This is a genomic window from Pyrobaculum sp. (genome assembly GCF_049971835.1).
Lineage (GTDB): Archaea > Thermoproteota > Thermoprotei > Thermoproteales > Thermoproteaceae > Pyrobaculum.
Genome location: NZ_JBMFKV010000020.1, coordinates 1 through 19,883, shown reverse-complemented (window position 1 = coordinate 19,883; position 19,883 = coordinate 1). Strand labels below are relative to the sequence as shown.

At 58.3% G+C, this 19,883-nt stretch carries 25 protein-coding genes and 1 pseudogene; 18 read left to right on the top strand and 8 right to left on the bottom strand.

From position 1 onward, the window contains the following. The 4 genes and pseudogenes from ACP5J3_RS03220 to ACP5J3_RS03205 all read left to right on the top strand — a co-directional run. Positions 1-252, top strand: a pseudogene (locus tag ACP5J3_RS03220) (hypothetical protein); the annotation flags it as partial. 36 nt (positions 253-288) lie between these two features. Continuing rightward, the gene (gene pyrI / locus ACP5J3_RS03215) at positions 289-744 is read left to right on the top strand and encodes an aspartate carbamoyltransferase regulatory subunit (RefSeq protein WP_428494331.1); all 456 of its coding nucleotides are present in this window, start codon (positions 289-291) and stop codon (positions 742-744) included. Beyond that, positions 741-1,322, top strand: a complete 582-nt coding sequence (gene pyrE / locus ACP5J3_RS03210; protein WP_428494330.1) for an orotate phosphoribosyltransferase — start codon at positions 741-743, stop codon at positions 1,320-1,322. Before pyrI ends, pyrE begins: the two co-directional genes overlap by 4 nt. Next, positions 1,310-2,203 (top strand): dihydroorotate dehydrogenase 2, encoded by an 894-nt coding sequence (locus ACP5J3_RS03205; protein ID WP_428494329.1) that lies wholly within the window; start codon positions 1,310-1,312, stop codon positions 2,201-2,203. Before pyrE ends, ACP5J3_RS03205 begins: the two co-directional genes overlap by 13 nt. Here the strand turns inward: ACP5J3_RS03205 and ACP5J3_RS03200 are convergent. After that, a complete protein-coding gene (locus ACP5J3_RS03200; protein ID WP_428494332.1) occupies positions 2,175-2,606 on the bottom strand; it encodes a Mut7-C RNAse domain-containing protein in 432 nt (143 codons plus the stop codon). The genes ACP5J3_RS03205 and ACP5J3_RS03200 overlap by 29 nt on opposite strands. Positions 2,607-2,721: 115 nt before the next feature. On the opposite strand from ACP5J3_RS03200, the gene ACP5J3_RS03195 reads away from it, so the two are divergent. Further along, positions 2,722-4,878, top strand: a complete 2,157-nt coding sequence (locus tag ACP5J3_RS03195) for a hypothetical protein (RefSeq protein WP_428494328.1) — start codon at positions 2,722-2,724, stop codon at positions 4,876-4,878. Positions 4,879-4,881: 3 nt separating this feature from the next. Here the strand turns inward: ACP5J3_RS03195 and ACP5J3_RS03190 are convergent, their stop codons facing one another. Further along, positions 4,882-5,028 carry a hypothetical protein gene (locus ACP5J3_RS03190; protein WP_428494327.1) on the bottom strand — a complete coding sequence of 49 codons (147 nt, stop codon included), beginning with the start codon at positions 5,026-5,028 and terminating at the stop codon, positions 4,882-4,884. On the opposite strand from ACP5J3_RS03190, the gene ACP5J3_RS03185 reads away from it, so the two are divergent. Beyond that, entirely contained in the window at positions 5,027-5,410 is a 384-nt protein-coding gene (locus tag ACP5J3_RS03185; protein WP_428494326.1) for a hypothetical protein, read from the top strand. The genes ACP5J3_RS03190 and ACP5J3_RS03185 overlap by 2 nt on opposite strands. Before the next feature lie 3 nt (positions 5,411-5,413). Here ACP5J3_RS03185 and rqcH read toward each other — a convergent pair whose 3' ends face one another. Then, the gene (rqcH, locus tag ACP5J3_RS03180; RefSeq protein WP_428494325.1) at positions 5,414-7,258 is read right to left on the bottom strand and encodes a ribosome rescue protein RqcH; all 1,845 of its coding nucleotides are present in this window, start codon (positions 7,256-7,258) and stop codon (positions 5,414-5,416) included. 45 nt (positions 7,259-7,303) lie between these two features. On the opposite strand from rqcH, the gene ACP5J3_RS03175 reads away from it, so the two are divergent. Continuing rightward, on the top strand, positions 7,304-7,867 hold the full coding sequence (locus tag ACP5J3_RS03175) for an ATP cone domain-containing protein (protein WP_428494324.1): 564 nt from the start codon (positions 7,304-7,306) through the stop codon (positions 7,865-7,867). On the opposite strand, the gene ACP5J3_RS03170 is transcribed toward ACP5J3_RS03175, so the two are convergent. Beyond that, positions 7,864-8,691 carry a TIM barrel protein gene (locus ACP5J3_RS03170; RefSeq protein ID WP_428494323.1) on the bottom strand — a complete coding sequence of 276 codons (828 nt, stop codon included), beginning with the start codon at positions 8,689-8,691 and terminating at the stop codon, positions 7,864-7,866. The two genes, ACP5J3_RS03175 and ACP5J3_RS03170, sit on opposite strands and share 4 nt — an antisense overlap. A gap of 44 nt (positions 8,692-8,735) precedes the next feature. On the opposite strand from ACP5J3_RS03170, the gene truD reads away from it, so the two are divergent. The 5 genes from truD to ACP5J3_RS03145 all read left to right on the top strand — a co-directional run bounded on the left by truD (position 8,736) and on the right by ACP5J3_RS03145 (position 12,103). Further along, the gene (gene truD / locus ACP5J3_RS03165) at positions 8,736-9,977 is read left to right on the top strand and encodes a tRNA pseudouridine(13) synthase TruD (RefSeq protein ID WP_428494322.1); all 1,242 of its coding nucleotides are present in this window, start codon (positions 8,736-8,738) and stop codon (positions 9,975-9,977) included. A gap of 36 nt (positions 9,978-10,013) precedes the next feature. Further along, positions 10,014-10,811 (top strand): DUF362 domain-containing protein, encoded by a 798-nt coding sequence (locus tag ACP5J3_RS03160; protein WP_263244132.1) that lies wholly within the window; start codon positions 10,014-10,016, stop codon positions 10,809-10,811. A 113-nt stretch (positions 10,812-10,924) separates the two neighbouring features. Continuing rightward, on the top strand, positions 10,925-11,359 hold the full coding sequence (locus ACP5J3_RS03155; RefSeq protein WP_011009167.1) for a 50S ribosomal protein L14: 435 nt from the start codon (positions 10,925-10,927) through the stop codon (positions 11,357-11,359). 67 nt (positions 11,360-11,426) lie between these two features. Next, the gene (locus tag ACP5J3_RS03150; RefSeq protein ID WP_014288600.1) at positions 11,427-11,741 is read left to right on the top strand and encodes a hypothetical protein; all 315 of its coding nucleotides are present in this window, start codon (positions 11,427-11,429) and stop codon (positions 11,739-11,741) included. Then, complete coding sequence (locus tag ACP5J3_RS03145) at positions 11,732-12,103, top strand: hypothetical protein (protein WP_428494321.1); 372 nt, start codon at positions 11,732-11,734, stop codon at positions 12,101-12,103. Before ACP5J3_RS03150 ends, ACP5J3_RS03145 begins: the two co-directional genes overlap by 10 nt. Positions 12,104-12,138: 35 nt before the next feature. Here the strand turns inward: ACP5J3_RS03145 and ahcY are convergent, their stop codons facing one another. After that, entirely contained in the window at positions 12,139-13,455 is a 1,317-nt protein-coding gene (gene ahcY, locus ACP5J3_RS03140; protein WP_428494320.1) for an adenosylhomocysteinase, read from the bottom strand. Positions 13,456-13,510: 55 nt separating this feature from the next. Here ahcY and ACP5J3_RS03135 point away from each other — a divergent pair, with 55 nt between their 5' ends. Genes ACP5J3_RS03135 through ACP5J3_RS03125 form a run of 3 tightly spaced genes read left to right on the top strand, consistent with a single transcriptional unit; the run spans position 13,511 to position 15,456 of the window. Beyond that, the gene (locus tag ACP5J3_RS03135) at positions 13,511-14,356 is read left to right on the top strand and encodes a KaiC domain-containing protein (RefSeq protein WP_263244145.1); all 846 of its coding nucleotides are present in this window, start codon (positions 13,511-13,513) and stop codon (positions 14,354-14,356) included. An 8-nt stretch (positions 14,357-14,364) separates the two neighbouring features. After that, positions 14,365-14,790 (top strand): helix-turn-helix domain-containing protein, encoded by a 426-nt coding sequence (locus ACP5J3_RS03130; protein WP_014288604.1) that lies wholly within the window; start codon positions 14,365-14,367, stop codon positions 14,788-14,790. Between the two features lie 3 nt (positions 14,791-14,793). After that, entirely contained in the window at positions 14,794-15,456 is a 663-nt protein-coding gene (locus ACP5J3_RS03125; RefSeq protein WP_428494319.1) for a B3/B4 domain-containing protein, read from the top strand. On the opposite strand, the gene ACP5J3_RS03120 is transcribed toward ACP5J3_RS03125, so the two are convergent. Next, positions 15,448-16,755: a cyclic 2,3-diphosphoglycerate synthase gene (locus ACP5J3_RS03120; protein WP_428494318.1), complete on the bottom strand. Its 1,308-nt coding sequence runs from the start codon at positions 16,753-16,755 to the stop codon at positions 15,448-15,450. The two genes, ACP5J3_RS03125 and ACP5J3_RS03120, sit on opposite strands and share 9 nt — an antisense overlap. A gap of 73 nt (positions 16,756-16,828) precedes the next feature. Between ACP5J3_RS03120 and ACP5J3_RS03115 the strand changes: the two genes are divergently transcribed. Next, positions 16,829-17,449 (top strand): metallophosphoesterase family protein, encoded by a 621-nt coding sequence (locus ACP5J3_RS03115; RefSeq protein WP_263244154.1) that lies wholly within the window; start codon positions 16,829-16,831, stop codon positions 17,447-17,449. Here the strand turns inward: ACP5J3_RS03115 and ACP5J3_RS03110 are convergent. Then, on the bottom strand, positions 17,390-17,872 hold the full coding sequence (locus ACP5J3_RS03110; protein WP_263244155.1) for a hypothetical protein: 483 nt from the start codon (positions 17,870-17,872) through the stop codon (positions 17,390-17,392). The two genes, ACP5J3_RS03115 and ACP5J3_RS03110, sit on opposite strands and share 60 nt — an antisense overlap. Further along, positions 17,869-18,369 carry a DsbA family protein gene (locus tag ACP5J3_RS03105; protein ID WP_014288608.1) on the bottom strand — a complete coding sequence of 167 codons (501 nt, stop codon included), beginning with the start codon at positions 18,367-18,369 and terminating at the stop codon, positions 17,869-17,871. The genes ACP5J3_RS03110 and ACP5J3_RS03105 overlap by 4 nt, the downstream gene beginning before the upstream one ends. A 113-nt stretch (positions 18,370-18,482) precedes the next feature. Here ACP5J3_RS03105 and ACP5J3_RS03100 point away from each other — a divergent pair, with 113 nt between their 5' ends. Beyond that, positions 18,483-19,217 carry a thioredoxin gene (locus ACP5J3_RS03100; RefSeq protein ID WP_428494317.1) on the top strand — a complete coding sequence of 245 codons (735 nt, stop codon included), beginning with the start codon at positions 18,483-18,485 and terminating at the stop codon, positions 19,215-19,217. A 72-nt stretch (positions 19,218-19,289) separates the two neighbouring features. Continuing rightward, positions 19,290-19,883 (top strand): ribonucleotide reductase N-terminal alpha domain-containing protein (locus ACP5J3_RS03095; protein ID WP_428494316.1); only part of this gene is annotated, 594 nt, incomplete at its 3' end.

Sequence of the window (19,883 nt, the reverse complement as noted above, 5' to 3'; positions counted from 1 at the left end):
GTCGCGGTGGAGAAGGAGGCGAGGCTCTTTAAAACCAGCGGCGGCGAGATAGTGGGCTACGTAATCATACACGCCGGCGCGGAGGGTGGGCGCGAGGCCGACTACACGAGAACAGCCGCAGTGCTGAAGGCCCTCGGCGTAGAGAAGTGGAGCAGAGTAGAAAGAAAGATACGCCTCACTGGCGGCGCCCTTGACGCCTTAATGCGCCTAGAGCCCGTGTGCAGAGCGCTGGGCATATGTCAAAAGATTTGATGTATATTTATAAAGGCTGTTTTTCTTCTGTGTTCGATGTCTAAGGAGCTTATTGTGAGTAAAATCGAGAATGGAACCGTGATCGATCACATACCTGCAGGGAGGGCGTTGGCGGTGCTTCGTGTGCTGGGGATTACTGGGAGGGAGGGGTTGCGTGTGGCTCTTGTGATGAACGTGGAGTCCAGGAAGCTGGGGAGGAAGGATATTGTGAAGATCGAGGGTAGGGAGTTGACGCCGGATGAGGTGAATATTATCTCCGCCGTGGCGCCGACGGCCACTATAAACATTGTCCGTAACTACGAGGTTGTGAAGAAGTTTAAAGTGACGCCGCCGGAGGTGATAAGGGGGAGGTTTAGATGTAAGAACCCGACCTGTATTACCAACGCGCCGAGGGAGCCTGCCGAGCCTACCTTCCTCCTCGTCAGGAGGGAGCCGCCTCTCTTCGTCTGCGCTTACTGCGGCCGGTACCACGAGCTGGGCGACTTGTTATGATACAGAGGCTGGTCGAGAGGGGGGTTGTCAAGTTTGGCAGATTCCGCCTCTCCAGCGGGCTGGAGAGCCCCTTCTACGTGGACTTGAGGAGTGTCTTGGGGGATCCCGATCTGTTGCGGTGGGTGGTGGAGAGGTACCTCTCTGTGCTTTCCAGGCTGGAGTTCGACGCGGTCTTGGGAGTCGCCACCGGGGGGATTCCCTACGCCTCTATCCTCGGCTACCTGCTCGGCAGGCCTGTGGGGTATGTGAGGGCTGAGGAGAAGGGCTACGGCACCGGGCGCCGGGTGGAGGGCGTCGACGTGGCTGGCATGAGGGCCGTCGTCGTCGACGACGTGTTGACCACGGGCAGAAGCGTGTTGTCCGCCGTCGACGCGGTCCGGGCCGCCGGCGGGGCTGTTGCGGGCGTCGTGGTTTTTCTAGATAGGGAGCAGTGCGGCGCCGACGCCGTGAGGAGGGAGGCGGGTGTGGATGTGTACAGCGTGTACAAGATGAGGGAGCTTCTGGAGGAGCTCAGGCCCTATATAGGCGAGGAGCGGAGCCGCTCTGTTCTGGAGTACCTATCGCAATGGCGCTGTTAGCGGCGTTTGGCAGGCTTATGCACTACGTACATCCAGAGATTAGCCACAGACTGGGGTCCCTCCTCTTCTCAATTCCACTTCCCAGTTGCCGATGCGAGAGGTGGTGGAGCATCGGCGGGGTTAGGGTATGCGGCCCCGTGGGCGTGGCGGCTGGTCTAGACAAGTCGGGTCTGTACGCCAGGTTCCTCTCGTCGTTCTGCCCGGGCTTTCTGGTGGTGGGCTCTACACTGCCGCGGGCGCGGAGGGGGAACAAGCCGCCTAGGGTTGCCCGGGTTTGGCCCTATTCCATGGTGAACGCCATGGGGCTCAACAGCCCGGGGATTGCGAGGGTGGTGTCGAGGCTGTCTGGGCTGGACTACCCTATTTTCATAAGCGTGGCCGGCTTCAGCGTCTCGGACTTCGCGGCCCAGCTGGCCTATTTGGAGAGGTACTTCAGGCCAGACGCCGTGGAGGTGAACATATCCAGCCCCACGTATAGGGGCTTTTGGCGGGACGTGCCTACGCTCGGGGGGATCCGCCTCCCCGTGTTCGTCAAGGTCGGCCCCTCGGTCGACTTGAGGCTTGTGGTTAGGTACGTGAGGGAGGTGGGGTGGGGGCTCGTGGTGACCAACACACTACCCGTGGACGACAGGCGCCTCAGCACCGGCCGCGGGGGGCTCAGCGGGCTCCTCCTGTATAGATACGGCGTCAAGCTCTTGGAAAGGGCGAGGCGCCTCGCGGGGGGAGAGGTGCCTATAATCTACAGCGGCGGACTATACACCTGTGCCCAGTTGCGCGAGGTTTTGAAACTAGCTGACGCGGCCGAGGTGCTCACCTCGATACTATACTACACGCCCTACATCCTCACACTCCTCAACCGCTGCGGCGGCACTCTACGCTGACGGCCCCCGCCTCCTCGACCAAGCGCCTCAGCCTGCGCCAATGCGAGCCGACCCAGTAGTAGCGGCCGCAGACGGCGCACCGCCAGCACCTCTCGCTTCTAATTTCGTGGCCCACCGCCGCCTCGGCCTCTCTGCAGTCAACCTCGGCTAAATCGCCGCCGCATACGGGGCATCTTGACCTCTCAAAGGGCCTCATGCCGAGGGCGATAAAGACGGCGACCCACTCCACGTGGCTGTCCGTCTTCAGGAGGATGGCGGGCCCCCTCCTCCTCTTGAACAACTCCTCGTCTCGCGTAACTACGAGGCACTCCGTCTCCGCGAGCTCCGAGTCGCCTATAGAGGGGCTGTAGACTACCCTCACGCCGAAGAGAATGCGCAACAGCCTGGCCAGCCAGCCCAACATGGCGTCTACATAGATACAATCCGGGACGCCGCTGTCGAGCCCCTTACACTCCACGTACACTCCCACCGCGATCTCGGTGTTGTAACGTTATTAATTAATTATCGTTTCTGAAATAATGAGTTGCCGCAGGTTGTGGTTGCTTTTGTTGCTGGTCACGGTGTTGGTGACTGCACAAAGGGTTTATGTTTATGAGGTTGAAAGCGATGTAGAGGTATTTGATGAAAAGGTGCCGCATATACCAGGCGTTGTCTGGAGGCTTGGAGAGCAGGCAGTTGTAGTGCTGGTGCCAAGGGACGTTGAGGTTGGTTTAATTCTCTTCACTAACGAGACTGTGAGGGTTCCTGTTTATGATAGATCGCGCTTTCTACTTGCTATACCGGCAGATGCGCGGCCAAATCCCAATGCTAAGGCTGAGGCATTTCTAAAGACTCCAGATGGTGTGTTCCCCGTCGTGTTTAGAAAACCTGATGGGGGCATCATCGACATAATGGCGCATAGTAGAGAGGACGCCCTAGCTGTTTTAAAGCAACTGGGTTTCGAGCCGGAGTTTAGGGGCAGAGCCGAGCTGAGGAGAGTAGAAGACAAGTCTCCGGCACGAGGCGCAACTTCTGAAACGCCTTTTTCCACCACGGCGCAGATCCCAAAGCCGGGCGTCGGAACGACCCTTGACGTATATGGCGGGATCTACTTCGCACAAGTTGCGGTGTCTCAAACTGGATCAGTTACTATACCGAGATACGGAAACGTGGGCCCGTGCACAAATCTGCCAACGGCGTCCTATGTCGGTTACGATGCTAGAAGCCTCGCTTTAGGAACTATAATAAAGGGCGGGACTATCAGCGCCGATCTTGTTGTAGAGGTATATAAGGTGGTAGATGATCGATGTATTTATTTAGGAAGCCGAAGCTTTACGCTAGCTAATAGAACTAGATATTGGGTAGATCTTGTTAACCCCGCCAACAGCGTCGACCAGCTCGCGGTATTTGTATATCTAAACGTAAAGAATTTCAGTGGCAATCCCGTAGTCGGTGTAAACGGCTCTCTCATTTACAGTAGGACTTATAGATACGGTTTTGAAATTGGAGAGTTCGTGGCTAGAATCGCCGGCGCCAGCAACTACTCAGTAAATAACTACGTGGGACGTATTGTCATAGGCCCCTACATAGCATATGACGGCTACATAGCTGGGACGCTGTCATCATCCCTATCACTTACAATATCCACAGTTCCTGTTAATGGTGTGTGTAAAGATATGTCAACAACCTTTAGAATAAACGGTTTATCCTCTAGCGGAACTTATATTTACAGTGGTCAATACAATGGTTTAACATGTATATACAACATAGCGCTAAGCACAGTAAGCCAATCAGCTTTCCAAACAGAATACTCCTACGCCAAGTCCTTCGCCAGCGGTCTCGCTTGGGTGGTGGATATCAAATACACAGATGGCTCAACGCCTTATGTGAAGTCGATCTACCTGAACGACGCCGACGCCTTTAGATATTGGAGGTGGGCAGAGCAGTGGAAAACAAGGCCAGACGCAATCGACGGCGCCTGGAGGAATCCGTTTCTGTCCTCTGCTTATGAGCTATACGCCGCTCCCACATCGCCGTCCGCCGCCCCCGGCATATACCACGGCCTAGTGACCGTTAGGCCAAATTCACCTGGCCAGTGGATAGGCAGAGTGGTGCTGACTATCTCCGGTAGATTCGTCTACCCCGGACTAAACAGCGTAGTGTATGTAAAGAAGGCTGAGCTGTATTTATACTCGCCAATTGATCTGAGCGGCGCCGATATTTCCTCCGAGGGGTACATAGTATCAAACACGTATGTGTCTATGGCTCCGCCTCAATGGGTTGAAATAGCCCAGAGAGTTAAAGACGCTGTTGATTTCATACTAGGGGTAGTGGGTATCGGGGGAAGGTGGTGGACTCTACTATCATTTGCCATAGGCCAAGGCTTGCAGAGCGCAGGCGACACGGTTAGAGTAACGCAGTTGGACAGCTACAATATAAAAATTAAATATCAGAGGGGCTGGGGGACTGATGTGAACTCCGATACTATCGTCGCCCCGTTGAAGATCCCGTCTTTAACAGGTAGGATCTGGCCAACAGAGCTAGTGGTTAGACAAATTTGTCTAGACGGTTTCTGTGCCCAGCCCAATTTCAAGGCGTATGTACAACCCGACTCTAACTACGGCGCGCAACTCCACGCGACAGTGAAGAATTGGATGTTTAGAGGGCAGACACAAGACACGGAGATATATAGATAAAGTCTACTGGGTGTCATCTATGAGTAAATCGCCCGCCTTTTTTATGTTTGTGTTAATCCTATTCTCCTCTTTGTGGGTTTTCTGGCCGTGGTCTCCCTTAGTGGCCCTGTTCATTTCTGGAGTTGTATTTCTCTGGGTGTTGTTCTTCATGTCTTTTCTAGTGCTTTCCCGCGGCTTGATATTAGCCGCGGGTCTGATGGCGTTGCCGCTAGCCTTGGCGCCTCTGGCCCAGCCTCTTTACCTATGGTACGCCCTCTCCCCCTTGGCATATCTGGCGCTGTTGGTATACTCTGCGTCTAGGATCTACGGCTGGTTCCGGGGCCTCCTCTTTGTAGTGGGTGCTCTCTGGCTACACATAGTACTTCTGGCGTTTTTAGATTGGCTCTCCGGAGGCTTCGTGCTGTCGGCTTTTCGCGCCGGCTTTGACGTCTATGAAAGGTGGAACGTGCCCCTGGTAGCTACTCTTGACTCCTCTACTCTCTACTTTTCATGTGTCGTAATGAGGTTGCTATTTAGAAGGCTCGCTGGGTAGGGCTCACCAAGTGGCGAAAATTTGCTCCACCTCTTCCCACGGCAACGGATTGCCGCGGCCCTCCTCTAAAACTCTTGAGGGGCCTGGCAACGCCGCCACGATGTCCTCTTCCCTACAGCCTCCCCACCTCTGGGCCAGCTCCTTGCCCAGCTTCCCCTTCTCCTTGTTGCCCGGGGTCACCACGACGTATCTCTCGGCGAGTAGGGGGGCGGCCTTCGGCGGCGCGGCGACCACTCTATAAACCTCGCCGTCCCTCCTACAGCCTACAGCCAGCTCCATGCGGACGTTTCTCACGTATTCCCTCTTCCCGTAGATCATAAAGGAGCCCTTTGCCAGATACTGGCCGGAGGGGGGCTGTTTCGACACCTGCTCGCCCCGCACGTAGTAGACGTCCACGGCGTGTATCCCTATTTTCCACGCCTTGCTGTACGCCGCGGCGAACTGGGCCACCTGCAACAGCTCAAGGGGATCCTCCATCGGCGGGGCGGCGACCGCCGATGCCCCAGGTATATCTGCGTGGAAGAAGAGGTAGTGGTCCTTGAGGTATTTCCTAACCACAGACTCGTTCTGCGAGGCGTCTCTCCCCCCGATCACAGGCCTCTTGCCGGTGGTGACGGTCCAGTGAAATTTCTCAAACCAGCTCTTCTTGGCGACGGCTCTGGCAGACGCCTTCAGCCTCTCCTCCTCCCGGCGCTGCTCCTCCTCCAGCTTAGAGAGATCTCTCCTAAGCTTCTCGAGCACTTGCGCCGCCTTCTGCGCCTTCTCCTCCAGCTCTTTGGCCTCTTCAAATAGTTGTGATATATATCTACCCAGGGAAACGCCCCTCACAAGCTTCACGGACTCCCCCTCTGGCAACTCTATTTTTACTCTCCTGCCGTCTACGTCTACTATACGTATACTAGACTCGCCGCCTCTAAGCGCCTCTTCGATCTCAACTTTGTACATGAGCAATCTGTGGGCCAGAGTCTTCAGCCTAGAGGCCTCGCTTCTGTATTCAGGAATTTTCCCCTCCAGCTCCTTAATAGAGGCTTCGAGCCTCCTGCGCCTCTGGACGATCGCCTGTGTCGCGTCTGCGGCGGCTGACTCGAGCTCCATCGGCGTGAAGTAGAAGTCCAGAGCCGACCAGAAGCTGTCGAAATGTCTATACTCGTCGCATTGCAGAGACACCGGCTTGATGGGCAAGACGGTGACCGCGGCCCCGCCTCTGATGCAGACTGTGGGCTCCAGCCTTCCTGAACGCACGGCCTCTACAAGCCTCTTGAACTCCTCGGCGATTGACCTGGGCGAGGGGCCGGCCCGGGCGATTAGCTCATCCGCGAGCTCGGGGCCTGTGCCGAGCCGCCTTATTAAACTCCGCCGCAGATCGCCGGGGTCTACGGCCTTTTCGAGCTCGTCCACCCCCGCCCTCAGCACGTCTATAAACGCCGCCGGGGGGTAGGCGTAGGCCGCGCCCGGCGCGAGGACTCTGTCCCTGGCTCTGTAGCTGTGCATCAGCCACACCACCCTTCCGTCCCGCACGGCCACCATGTTGAAAGGTTCAAGAAGCTCCACCACAATCTTGCCCGTGGCGAATACAAGCTCGACCAGCCTGTCGAAGCGAGGCATCGCCACCTCCACCAGCCTCTCGTCGCGGAAAAGCCCCCTAAGCGTCTCCGCCCCCTCATGCGTCTTCTCAGGTACAACCCCCGTGAGAGACGTCCTGAACCTCGTGGCGGCGACGAAGCCGCCGGCGAATTTAAAGAGAAACCCAGCCCCCGTCCTGTAGATATTTTCAAGCTTGCTCCCAGCCAGCCTCGACATCTCTGCCACGGAGGCCAGCAGGTCAAAGGCTGTGAGTACCTTCTTCACGTCTATGTAGACAGTCAACATTTAAAACTAGTAGGTGGATGAGCCATGGTTAGGGTGGTGAAGAGGTCTGGGAGGGAGGAGGAGTACCTCAGCGAGAAGGTGTACAACGCCCTGAGAGACGCCGGCGCCTCCGACGAGGTGGCGCGGGAAATCGTCAAGGAGCTGGACGAGTGGGTGAAGAAGAGGGGGAGGATATCCACAGACGAGATTAGGAGATTTGTCCTCACCAGGCTGAGGAAGCTCGAACCCGAGGCGGCGGAGGCGTGGCAGTTCTACGACAGGGTGTTCAAGGGGCGTATAACTTTTGAAGACGGAAAGACCGTGGTGGTGGAGAGGGGGCGCCTCTACCTCGGCAGGAAGGTCAAAGATATCGGAGGCAAGGGGCTCTCAAACGCCGAAGAGGTGAGGGAGATACTAGAGGAGCTTAGGGAAGATATGGAGTACGGACTGTCGCCCAAGGTCATAAACGCTAGGCTGTACGCCCTATTCATGGGCATGTTGAAGAAAAAAGACATGCCAAGAGAGGAGAAGCTGAAGTCCATAGAGCTGATAAACAAATTCAGGGAAGAGCTGGGCTGGAAGCCCTACGAGTTGAAGAAGCCTCTCTAGGCTAGAGACACGCCGACCTCCTCCAGCACCTCTTTCATCAAGAGGGCATCTTTTTCCAGGAGGGGGGACTCGCATATCAACGTAATCGTCACGTCCCTCCCCTTTAGCTCCCTGGCGAGGGGCTCGAAAGGCGGCATGTTGCGCTCAATAGGCTCGTGCTCATCTACAAACTTGCCGTTTCTATACCGCACTGAGGTGAAGTGGGTGTGCATATGCATCTCTCCGAACTCCCTCGTCCAGAGATCCAGCACCTCTCCGTAGTTTATAACCCCGCCGTTTCTCGCATACAGGTGGCCCCAGTCGACGACGGGGGTGACGAAGGGGAGCTCCTTCGCGAGTCTAAACGCCTCCTCGACGCTTCCAAACTGGTTTGTCCTCGCCGTCACCTCGACTCCTATATACACCCCAGAGCCAATGCCGGACTCCCTATACGCCCTTTCCAACTCCTCGCGGACTTTCTCAAAACACCTCTCGGGGCCCAGCCTGCCGTAGTACGCGGCGTGCACCACCACCACCCAGGCGCCCATGTAGTACGCCCGGTCCAGCGAATCCACCAACCTCTGGCGCGACTTCTCCACCTTATCAGCCTCTTCTGAGCAGAGGTTTATGAAGTAGGGGGCGTGTACGGAGAGCTTCACGTCGAAATCCCGAGCCGCCTTGCCCACCTGCTTGGCGAGGTCCCTCGACATCCTAACGCCCTGCACAAACTCCACCTCCATGGCGTTCAGCCCAAGCTCCCGCACGACGCGGACTGCCTCAAGCGTGGACTTAGCCTTCACAACAAACTGGGGAATGCCGGCGGGGCCGAGGTAGACCTTGGCCATGTGGAGGTTGCGACACGTATTTATAACAAAAAGCGGTGTCCCCCGTGCTGGAGGCCCCGCCCTTTGACAAATCCCTCGGCATGTATTACTACGTCACAGACACATGCCCGTCGGGGGGCGTGATTAAGCAGAGCGCGGAGGACTTCGTGGTGGAGGAGGTCCTGGCGGACGGCACAGTGGTGGCCCTCGGGGGCGTCGAGCTGAGGCCCAGAGTGGGGGGGTGGACCTGGATACACGTCGTCAAGCGCAACGTCGACACTATACGCCTAGTGCTGAGGCTGGCGAAGGCGCTTGGCCTAGGCCCCCGCGACGTGTCTGTGGGGGGGATTAAAGACACGAGGGCGGTGGCGTCGCAGATTGTGTCTGTCCGCGGCCCCGTCGCCGATCTGCCGAAGATACCCGGCGTGGAGTATCTGGGGGCCTGGCCCATGGATAGGCCGATTTCGCCAGCTGAGATCTACGGCAACCGCTTCACGATAGTGATACGGGGCGTCGAGAGGGTGGACTGCGCCAGAGAGACGCTTGAGCTGTTGAAAAGCGTGGCGGTTCCCAACTACTACGGCTACCAGCGCTTCGGCACCATCCGGCCGGTCACCCACCACTTGGGCATGGCTCTGCTGAGGAAGGATCCCCAAGCCTTCTTCGAGATCATGTTCTGCCGGGTGTTTCCCCACGAGTCGGAGGCGGCTAAGAGGGCGAGGGAGCTCGCCTGCAGGGGGGAGTACCAGAGGGCGCTGGAGTCCTTCCCTAAGAAGCTCGTCGAGGAGAGGGCTCTCTTGAGGAGGCTGGCGGCTGGGTACGATATGTGGAACTCCATCATGGCCATTCCGTTGCAGATACTAAGGATCTACGTCGAGGCCGCCCAGTCCTATCTCTACAACCGCCTCCTCTCGGCTAGAATGGAGCTAGGCCCCCTCGACAAGCCGGTGGAAGGGGACTTGGTGGAGCTTAACGGCCAGGTCGTCTACTACACGGTGGGTCTCGGCGGCGAGGTGGTTGTGCCGGTGCCCGGCGCCGGCGTCAGAATGCCCAGGGGGAGGGTGGGCGACGCCATGTTGAGAGTCTTAAAGAGTGAGGGCGTCGACGCTGGTATGTTTCTAAAAATGCCGCGTGGGCTAAAGGCGTATGGGAGCTATAGACGCGCCGGGCTCCGCCCCGGCGGCTACGCCTACAGCGTCGAGGGGGGCGACGTAACTGTGCGCCTAGTCTTGCCGCGGGGTAGCTACGCCACGGTCTTTTTAAGAGAGGTGGTGAAGCCCTCAGAGCCCCACAGACACGGCTTCTAGGGGCTAACGTATTTATTTATGTGCGGTACTTTCGTCGTGGTCGAGGCATACGCCGCGGACAGCGCGCTTCCAATACCGAAGAAAGACGCGATGATTGTCCTGGCGGTGCACAGCTACATACCATCCCAAGCCAACCCCCGGCCCGAGTTCGTCGAGGCGATTCTCCAAGCCCTCCAGGGGAGGGACGTCTCCATAACCTTCTCAATGCCTAAGTCGTATTTCGAAAAGGCGGTTAAGATCATGGGCCTCGAAAAAATGGCTGGGAGGTATGGGGCGAAGATAGTGCAGCCCCATCAAAGCGCTGGCTACAGGCTGGAGCTGGAGTCCCCCCGCGGCTCGAAAATCAAGGTCAGGGCGCTGGAGGCCGCTTTCGATGAGTCGCTTCTTAAAATCGTCGTGGCTATACCCGTCAGCCACCCGCAGACAATTCTCTACCTAACCACGCCCACCGCCGCGCTTCACGTGCTGGAGCCTAAAGACGCCCAGAATCTCTACGAGGGGTTTAGGCCGCTGTATAAATACATAGCAGACATATACAGACTTGAGAAGAACACGCTCTGCATCGCCGAGGGGAAGTTTATAATTGAGGGAGACGGCCCAATAAAGGGGTTCCAGCGCTACTGGGGGGTGGTGGTGATGGGCGACAACTGCGCCGAGGTGGACAACGCGACGGCGCAAGCGCTCGGCGTCAACCCAGAGGACCTCGGCTACCTCTACTTCTACTACGGCGGCCAGCCGCCGAAGACGCCGCTACCCCCCCTCCTAGAGAAGAACAAGCTGTCTATCAAGCTGACCAGCAACGTGGGGATTCTCCTCACCTGGAAAAAGGGATAAGTAGTGGTGTGTACCTGGCCTTGGGTGATGAGTGCGTTGGTGGCCGAGCGGTGAGCGCCGACGGACGGGCTGAGCCGGTGGAAAGTATATAAACACCGGTGAGTTGAGGGGCTATGGCAAAACGCGGCGGCAAGAGAACAGTCGGCGTGCCGTACAGATTCCACGTAACGCCGGGCATATTCATGAACAGCCTAGTGCCCGTGGCCGACAACTCGGGGGCTAAGCTAGTGCGCGTAATTGGAGTAGTGGGGCACTACTCCAAGACTGTCCACAGGAGGATCCCCGGCGCCGGGGTGGGGGATATGGTGGTCGTCGTGGTGAGGGAGGGCAAGCCCGAGCTTAGGAAGCAGATATTCAGAGCCATCGTGGTGAGGCAGAGGAGGCCCTACAGAAGGCCCGACGGGACGTGGGTCGCGTTTGAGGACAACGCCGTCGTGATAGTGACGCCCGAGGGGGATCCCAAGGGGTCTGAGATCCACGGCCCCGTGGCGATGGAGGCCACCCTGAGGTGGCCCACAATCGCCAACCTAGCCTCTATAGTGGTGTAGTTTCGGTCCACACCCCCCAAGCCATATTGTAACTACAGCACTTATATCAACAGCTTCACGTAACTACGTGGCGGTGGCAGAGCTCGAGGTACTGCTCCCCAGACTGACGCGGATGCCTCCCCTGAAGAAAATGATGTTGTTGTACAAGCTAAGGGGTTCTCTAGACGACGAGAGTTTTAGACACCTCGCGGCCCTCCTCGCGATAGATCTAAGCCGCGGCGAGAACCCCAGGAGGTGGGCCCGGGTAGACGAGGTCGAGGAGGTGCCGGCGGAGCCCACGGCGCCCGTGGAAGAACTCGTCGAGAAAGATGTGGATGAGGAGGAGATAGTGGAGGACCCAGAGTACGTTGGGAAGAGGATAGTGGAGAGGCTATGGAGGTAGAATATCTAATCGAGAGGCTGGGGCCTTACCTGGGGGGTATAGATGTGGAAAAGGTGAGGAGCCTGCTGGGGGCCACGCAGAGCGGTGTCGAGAGGTTGCTCGGCATAGAGACGCAGTCTGACGACAACCTGGAGGAGCTGGAGTGCGCGAGGATTAGGAGCTTCGCCGAGCGATATCTCCAAGAAGGTGAAAGGCTCAGAGCGCTGTATAGGGAGCTTAAAGCGGCGGGTTTGGCGCCGAGCGACATGGCGGGGCTTAAGAAGAAGATTAGAGAGGCTAAGCGCAGGGCCGGCCTCTATAGAGAAATGTTGAAGAGGTGTCAGAGCAGGTCAGTGGCATCACGCATCAGACCCCAGAGTTGACATCACGCCATGGATATAGGCCGGGAAATAAAATCTTACGTCCCCAACTCCCAGCTCGATATGTAGCGCCTCTGCTCCTCTGTGAGCTCCTCCAGCTCCACGCCCATGGTCTTAAGCTTGAGCCTGGCCACCTCTCTATCTATCTCGTCGGGTAGCTTGTAGACATCCACAGCCAGCTTGTTCTTAGCTATGTACTCGGCGGCTAGGGCCTGGTTGGCGAAGGAGAGGTCCATCACCTCCGAGGGGTGTCCCTCGGCGGCGACTAGGTTCACCAAGCGGCCTTCGCCGATGAGATAGACCCTCCTGCCGTTTGGGAGGGTGTACTCCTCTAGATACGGCCTAATCGTCTTCTTAGCCACGGCCACGCGTTCAAGCCCCGCGACGTCTATCTCTACGTTGAAGTGGCCCGCGTTTGCGAGAACCGCGCCGTCTTTCATCTTGAATATGTGGCCGAGGCTGACGGCCCTGATGTTGCCAGTGGCAGTTATGAATATGTCGCCTACCTCAGCCGCCTTGTCCATCGGCATAACCTCAAAGCCGTCGAACACCGCCTCCAGCGCCCTTATTGGGTCCACCTCGACGACTATCACCCTCCTGGCGCCCAGCCCCCTGGCCCTAATGGCAATCCCCCTGCCCACCCAGCCGTAGCCAGCCACCACCACGTTCTTCCCAGCCACCAGCAGGTTTGTGGCTCTCATGACGCCGTCCCACGTCGATTGGCCTGTGCCGTAGCGGTTGTCGAATAGGTACTTGGTGTAGGATTCGTTCACGGCGATTATGGGGTAGACGAGCTTCCCCGCGTTTTTCAAAGCGCGGAGCCTAATGACGCCGGTCGTCGTCTCCTCAGTCCCGCCTCTAAGGCCGGACACCAGCCTCTCCCCGTCGAGGGGCCCCGCCACCTCGTAGACGTATTCAATAGACTGGTCTCTCACTCCGTACCTGATTTTGTGTATCGTAGCCGTGAGGTCCGCGCCGTCGTCGAGAGTTATGGCCGGGTTGAAAGAAAGCGCGAACCCGATGGCGTTGTAGTACTCCCTCTCCGACATGCCCCTCCAGGCGTAGACGTAGACGCCCTCCTGGGCCAGCGCCGCGGCGACTTCGTCCTGCGTCGACAGGGGGTTAGACGGTATGAGCACCACCCGGGCTCCGCCCGCCGCGAGCGTGCGCACGAGGACCCCCGTCTCCTTAGTCACGTGGAGACACGCCGCGACTGTCAGCCCGGAGAGCGGCTTCTCCCTCTCAAACCTCTTCCTTATCTCCATCAACACAGGCATATTGCGCTCAGCCCAGTACAACTGCTCCCTGCCGCGCCCCGCCAGCGAGAGATCTTTAACCCGCGACTCCTTTGACATTTGTGTAGAGAGCGCCTAGGTATTAAAATTTTAGAATTGGGTCTCCGGACTCCACATGGCTGTACCCAGAGTTAGGACCTATGTGCCGGGGCTCGACGAGGTTCTCTACGGCGGGGTCCCGGAGAGGGCCGTGGTGTTGCTGAGCGGGGGTCCCGGCACGGGGAAGTCCATCCTGGGGAAGCAGTTTCTATTCAACGGCTTGAAGAGGGGGGAAGCCGGCGTGTTCGTCGCTCTCGAAGAGCATCCAGTCGCCGTGCGCCGCTCCTTCAAGCACTTCGGCTGGGACATCTCTCAGTACGAGCGGGAGGGGAAGTTCGCAGTGATAGACGCCTTCACAGGCGGCGTGGGGGCCGCGGCGCAGAGGGAGAGGTACGTGGTGAAGCAGGTAGACGACGTGTACGAGCTCAGCGACGCGCTCCGCCAAGCGATTAGAGACACGGGGGCGCGGCGCGTGGTGGTAGACTCCGTCTCCACGCTATACTTGACGAAGCCAGCCACGGCGCGTGGCACCATCATGACTCTGAAACGGGTAATAGCGGGGCTCGGTTGCACGGCGTTCTTCGTGTCGCAGGTTTCAGTCGGCGAGCGCGGCTTCGGCGGCCCCGGCGTTGAGCACGCGGTGGACGGCATCATAAGGCTCGACCTAGACGAAGTCGACGGGAGGCTGTACCGCTCGGTAATTATCTGGAAGATGCGGGACACCAAACACTCCATGGTGCGGCACCCCATGGAGATAAGAGACAACGGCATCGAGATACTCTGGGACAGATACATCAAATTCGCTGGAAGCGCCGTGAGATTCGAACCTCTCCCCAAGGAAGAGGTGGAGGCCATGAAGAAAGCCGTCGAGGAGGCCGAGAGGCAGCCAGCCCCCAGAAAAATTGAAGTAGAGGAGGAGTAGAGCCGCCTATGGCCGAGATCCCCCTAAAGCCGGCCAGCCGCGAGGATATTAGAAGACTGGAGTCAGCCCTGTTAGTAATGTCGCTCTACGACAGAGAAACTGTGGAGGCCGTCAAGGACCCTGCGCAGAGAGTTACGTGGGTTGACTCCCTCTACGTGGCGGCGGCCGCCCTCGCCAGGGAGAGGGCGGGGATGCCCCCCTCTAGGATAGCTGAGGAGCTGGGAGTCTCCGAGGCCACAGTAAGGCGCCATCTCAAAGGTGAGACGAAGGCAGGTCAGCTGGTGGCGAAGGTGTATGAAAAGCTGTTGAAAGAAGGCTTTAGAGTGGAGCTACCGCCCGAGCTCGCCGAGCAGTGCAGAAGGGAGGTGGCGGAGCTGAGAGAGAAGCTTGAAAAAGTGAAGAAAGCCCTCGCCGAGATACAGAGCTGGCTCTAGGATATGGAAATTGTGAACGAGGTTAGAAACCTCGGCGTCTATGTGGCCTACGACGTAGTCGCGGGCGTTGACAACACGAGATACGTCCCCCAGCTAGAGGAGGAGGTCAGGCGGGTGGTCGAGGAGGTTAGGCGCACGCTGTCCCTCGACACGTTGAAAGATCACCTAATAATTAGGGCGTACCGCGACTTCTACTGGAGAGTCCTCGGAATAGACCCCACTAAGCAACGGCCGGCCCAGGAGGCCCTCCTTAGGAGGGTGCTACGGGGCGAGCCGCTACCGAGGATAAACCCAGCAGTCGACGCGGGAAACGCGGCGTCGATAAAATACATGGTCCCCATCGGCCTCTACGACATAGCTAAGATAAGGGGCGGGGTTTTGAGAATAAGATTCTCACGGAAGGGGGAGGTCTTCCGCCCAATCGGCGGCTCTCCAATAGAGCTCGACAACCAGATAGTTCTCGCCTCAGACAGCCAGATCCTCCACATATACCCCTATAGAGACGGCGTAGAGACGAAAATTGAGGAGTCCACTAGAGATATACTAGTGGTCGTCGCGGGGGTCGCCGGGATCGGGGAAGAGAGGCTTGTGGAGACGGCCCGCTACCTCAGGAACCTCTTCTCCCTCCTTGGAGGCGCCCCGGTGGGCGAAATACGGCTAGCGTAGAGAAGCCCTTTCGAGAAACACATCCACCAACTCCTTGACCGTGGGCCCCTCCACCACCTTTAAACTCCAGTAAACCCTGGCGGTGGGCTTGTCGATCTTCACAACTCTCTCCACTCTGGCGGGCGTGGCCAGTAGCACAACATCCGCCGGCACCCTCCTGATAGTCTCCTCGAGATCCCTCCTCTGCTCCGGGGTGTAGCCCAGGCTGGGTAACACAGGCCCCGTGCTGTAGCTCTCATATATCTTCTTAACCACGCCGACGGCATACGGCCGGGGGTCCACCACCTCGGCGCCGTACTTAACCGCGGCGATGTAGCCCGCGGCGTAGGGCAACCCGCCGTGCGTCACCGTGGGGGCGTCCTCCACGACTAGAACCCTCTTGCCCGATATGTCTCTATCCACCGAGACCTCTAAATCGGCCTTTGTAATCGACGCCCTAGGATTCGCCCTCTTCACGTTGGCCACCACTCTCTCGACGTTTTCCCTCCCGGCGTCGCTGACCTTGGTTATTATCACTGCGTCTGCAATACGTAGGTTGACCTCCCCGGGGAAGGACCCCACCTCGTGTCCGGGCCGGCGGGCGTCTGTAACCACAACCATGAAGCTGGGTCTGAAGAAGGGAAAGTCGTTGTTGCCGCCGTCCCACAGCACCACGTCGCCGCGGCGCTCGGCCTCCCTCAACACCTGGCCGTAGTCAACCCCCGCCAGCACGGGGACGCCCATCTCCACATACTGCTCGTACTCCTCCCTCTCCTCAAAAGTCAGCTTGTCTAAATCCTCGGGCTTGGTGAAGACCTCCACGACCCCCTCCTCCAAGTCTCTATACGGCATGGGGTGCCTAACCACAGCCGTCTTGAGGCCGCGTGCCGCGAGCTCCCTCACAACCTCCCTAGACACGGTGGACTTCCCGGCGCCAGTCCTAGTCGCGGTGACTGCGAACACCGGTTTTATAGAGTCGAGATAGGTGTCGCCCGGCCCGTGTATTTTAAACGTGGCCCCGCTGGCGAGAACGGCCGAGATTATGTGCCCCACCTCTTCGTACAGGAGGTCGCTGTAGGCCAGCACGGCTTCATCCACTCTGAGTTCCCTGAGGTAGCGCGTCAGCTCCTCGTACGAACTCCACGTGTATATGGGGATGCCCTCGGGCACCCCGGAGAGGGACGGGGGGTACCTCCTGTTTGGGATGGGGATCTGGGTCATTAAAAAAGCCACCACTCTGTACTCCCGCGAGCCTCGGTAGACTGTGTTATAGACGTGGAAGTCCCTCCCGGCGGCCCCTATGATGGCCACTCTACGCATGGAGCATAGAAGTGGCCCAGTTATATATATTACTAAATAGGTTTTGTTTTTAAAGCCGTTGCCTTCGTCCGGCGTGATTGTATTCGGCGACGTTCACATAGGATCGCGGCGTTCCAAGATACAAGATCTCAGGAGGTGCCTAAAATCTATAAACCCAGATGAGGTCGCCATAACCGGGGACCTATTCGACGACCAGCATAGAAGGGTAAGCCGAGACGAGGCCATTAGGCTGATACGCAAGGCCATGGACATCCTAGGCCTCAGACCGAGATCCCTCTACATAGCTCTGAGCTCCTCCTCCCACGACCCCATACTGCCGAGCCCCCTCGTGGCCGACATAGACGGCGTCGAGGTGACGGCGCACAACGGAGAGGTCTATATAGAGGGCGCCGCCAGGGCCGTCCTCAGCCACGGCGACAAGGTAGTGAGAAGCGGCGTCGTTGCCTACTTCCTAGATCTCGCCAGGAGGGGCTACGTGGGGAGGGCTTTGAAAAGGAGGCTCGGCCTCGGCGGCGACGTGTGGCTGGCCTACGGCCACAGCCACGTGCCTTATGTAGACCCGGAGAATAAGATAATTAACCCAGGGAGCTGGAAGATATACGGCGTGAGGAGGATAAGAGGCGGCGTCTACGAGCTACCTTCTGCCAAACCTCTCTGCAAGCCAGACCTCCAGCCTCCCCAAAGCCTCGGGTAGGCGGCCAAGCACCACCACCTCCCTCGGCTGGACGTCGACGCCTAGACACCCCTCCCACATAACTCGGAACTGGGCATTCCCCCTGGCCACGCGCCGTATGCTCTCTACGGTGGGCTCCTCTGGATTCACCACAGCCCCGGGCCCCACGTAGGCGAGCCTGTGGGCGTAGCCGACATATATCACCTCCCCAACCGCGTTGGACAAAACTCTCGATATCGTGGCGCGCCGGCAGGTGGGGAGGTTCAACACCCTGGCCCTGTACCCCATCTTAGCCACCACCGCGCCGAACACGGCGAATTGGTACGAGGAGCCGGGGGGCGGCGGGATGATAGTCACATCGCCAAGTGGGTTGGACACGTCGAAGAGGAGGTGGGTGTAGAAATCACGCAGGACGTAGCTCCCCGCGACCTCCCCCAGAATCATAGAGAGGAAATGGCGTCGAGCACGTCGCTGGGGGACATGTAGCCGAAGTGTATATAGCCTCTCCCCTTGGAGAAGTCGTAAAACAAGAGGGAGGGTGTCCCGTAGACCCCCACCTCTTCCGCCAGTCTTTCGCACTCCCTTAAGTTGCCCTCGGGGCACTCCCCAGCCTCCACCCTCTTCCCGTTGTACACGTCGCTGATGAGCTTAAGCCTCTCCTCCTCGCGGAGGCACCTCAGCTTCCTATGCAGAGGCTCCGCGTCTCTGTGCACCACGTAGTCGCACATGGCGAAGGTTATGAGGCCCCTCCTAGCCATGTCGAGGAGAATCTCCTCAGTCTCTTTGTAAAGCCTCGCGCAGAAGGGACACCTCAAGTCGAAAAAGACCAACACAGCCTTGTCGCCGTTCCCAGCCTTAACCACGGCGAGGTCTAGGAGCTTCCTAACCACCTCCGTCTTCGTAACCGGGGTGAGCCTCGGCTTCTGCCTCCTAAATATCACAGCGACAAGAACATATACCCATTAAAAAACTTAAGCCGGTGACGAGATTGGTCTTAGCCGAGAGGTGACGTGGGGAACGATTACTGATTTAAACCGGGACAAATCCCCCCTCCGTGATCCGCATAGTGTTGCACCACACATGCAAGTCGTCATACACCCTCTACAAGGCGCTTAGGGGCACGCCAGGGCTGAAGTTCGAAATGGCGACGGTGCCCTACTTCCCCTACCTAAGGCAGTACGTGCTAAGCGTACCCGCCGTCTTTGTAAATGAGAGGCTCGTGTTGCTCGACCCCGTGGAGCCAGGCGACGTCCAAGCCCTCCTAGACGGCAAGACCGAGAAGGAGCTGGACGTAGACGAGGCGGTGGAAAACGCCGTTAGGGGCGTAATGGCCAGCCAAGCCCTGCTCTCCGCCGTCATGCTGTACAAATCACTAAAGCCGATTCTAGATCCGGAACTCGCCGCCGTGATTTCCCGGGCCAGATTCCACAGACAGGAGCACAAGACGCCGCAGATAATCCAGAGGCTCAGGGAGAGAGAAGAAGAGATACTTACAGAGCACTGGGAACACCTCGTGAAGCTACTCACCTTCGGCCTCGTGAGGGAGATGTACTGGCTAGGCATCGACGTGGAGGAGGTCGAGAAGAGCCACATCAAGATGTGGCTACTGGCAAAAGCCACAGTCGGCAGACTCGGCCTCCCCCACCCAGTCCCCGAGACACGTGAAGAAGTAGTTGACTCAGTATACGCAGTGCTGAGAGAGGCGGGGCGTAGATACATGGACAGAGTCGCCGAGGAGCAGCAGATAATCCAAAGCGACGCAGAATTCACCTCCTTAATACAGGCATAATAAATTTCAGCCAGCTCCCCCCGCTACATTTTCTAACTGCCGCGAATAAATAGAAAAAATGAGGAATATACCATGCCTTCAGTCGCGAAGCTCGACGGCAGGCTGGAGCCTTTATCCCTCAACAAGCTCAAGCTCTCGGTGCAGAGAGCCGCCTCCGACGTGGGGGTGGAGGTAAACGGCGAAGTCAGCATAGCGGTAAGCCGCGACGTCGGCTCGTGGGAGCTCGCCGACATGGTGCAACTGGAGTTGCTGAAGAAGGCAATTGACAGGCCGGAGCTCGCGCTGGTGGCCAAGTCCCACCTCATGGGGAGGGTGTACAAAGAAGCGCTGGGCAGGGACTACCTAAAGACCAAGTCCGGCTACGGCGAGAGGGCCGTGGCGAGGTTCAGAGGGCTTGTAGACGCCGGCATCTTGAAGCGGGAGGCCCTTGAGCTCCTCTCCGCCTTCGAGCCCAGGCCCGACTTCGACAGAGCCCTCAGCTACAACGCGGTGAGGCTCTTCACCAACGGCAACTACGCCCTCCGCGACGGGTCGTTTAAAATCGCGGAGACCCCCTCCATGGCGGCGTGGCGCGTCGCCACCGCGGTGGCCAGGGAGCTGGGGCGGGCGCGGCTCTACTACGACTACATAACCTCCCAGAGGCTGGTGCCCGCCTCGCCCTTCTGG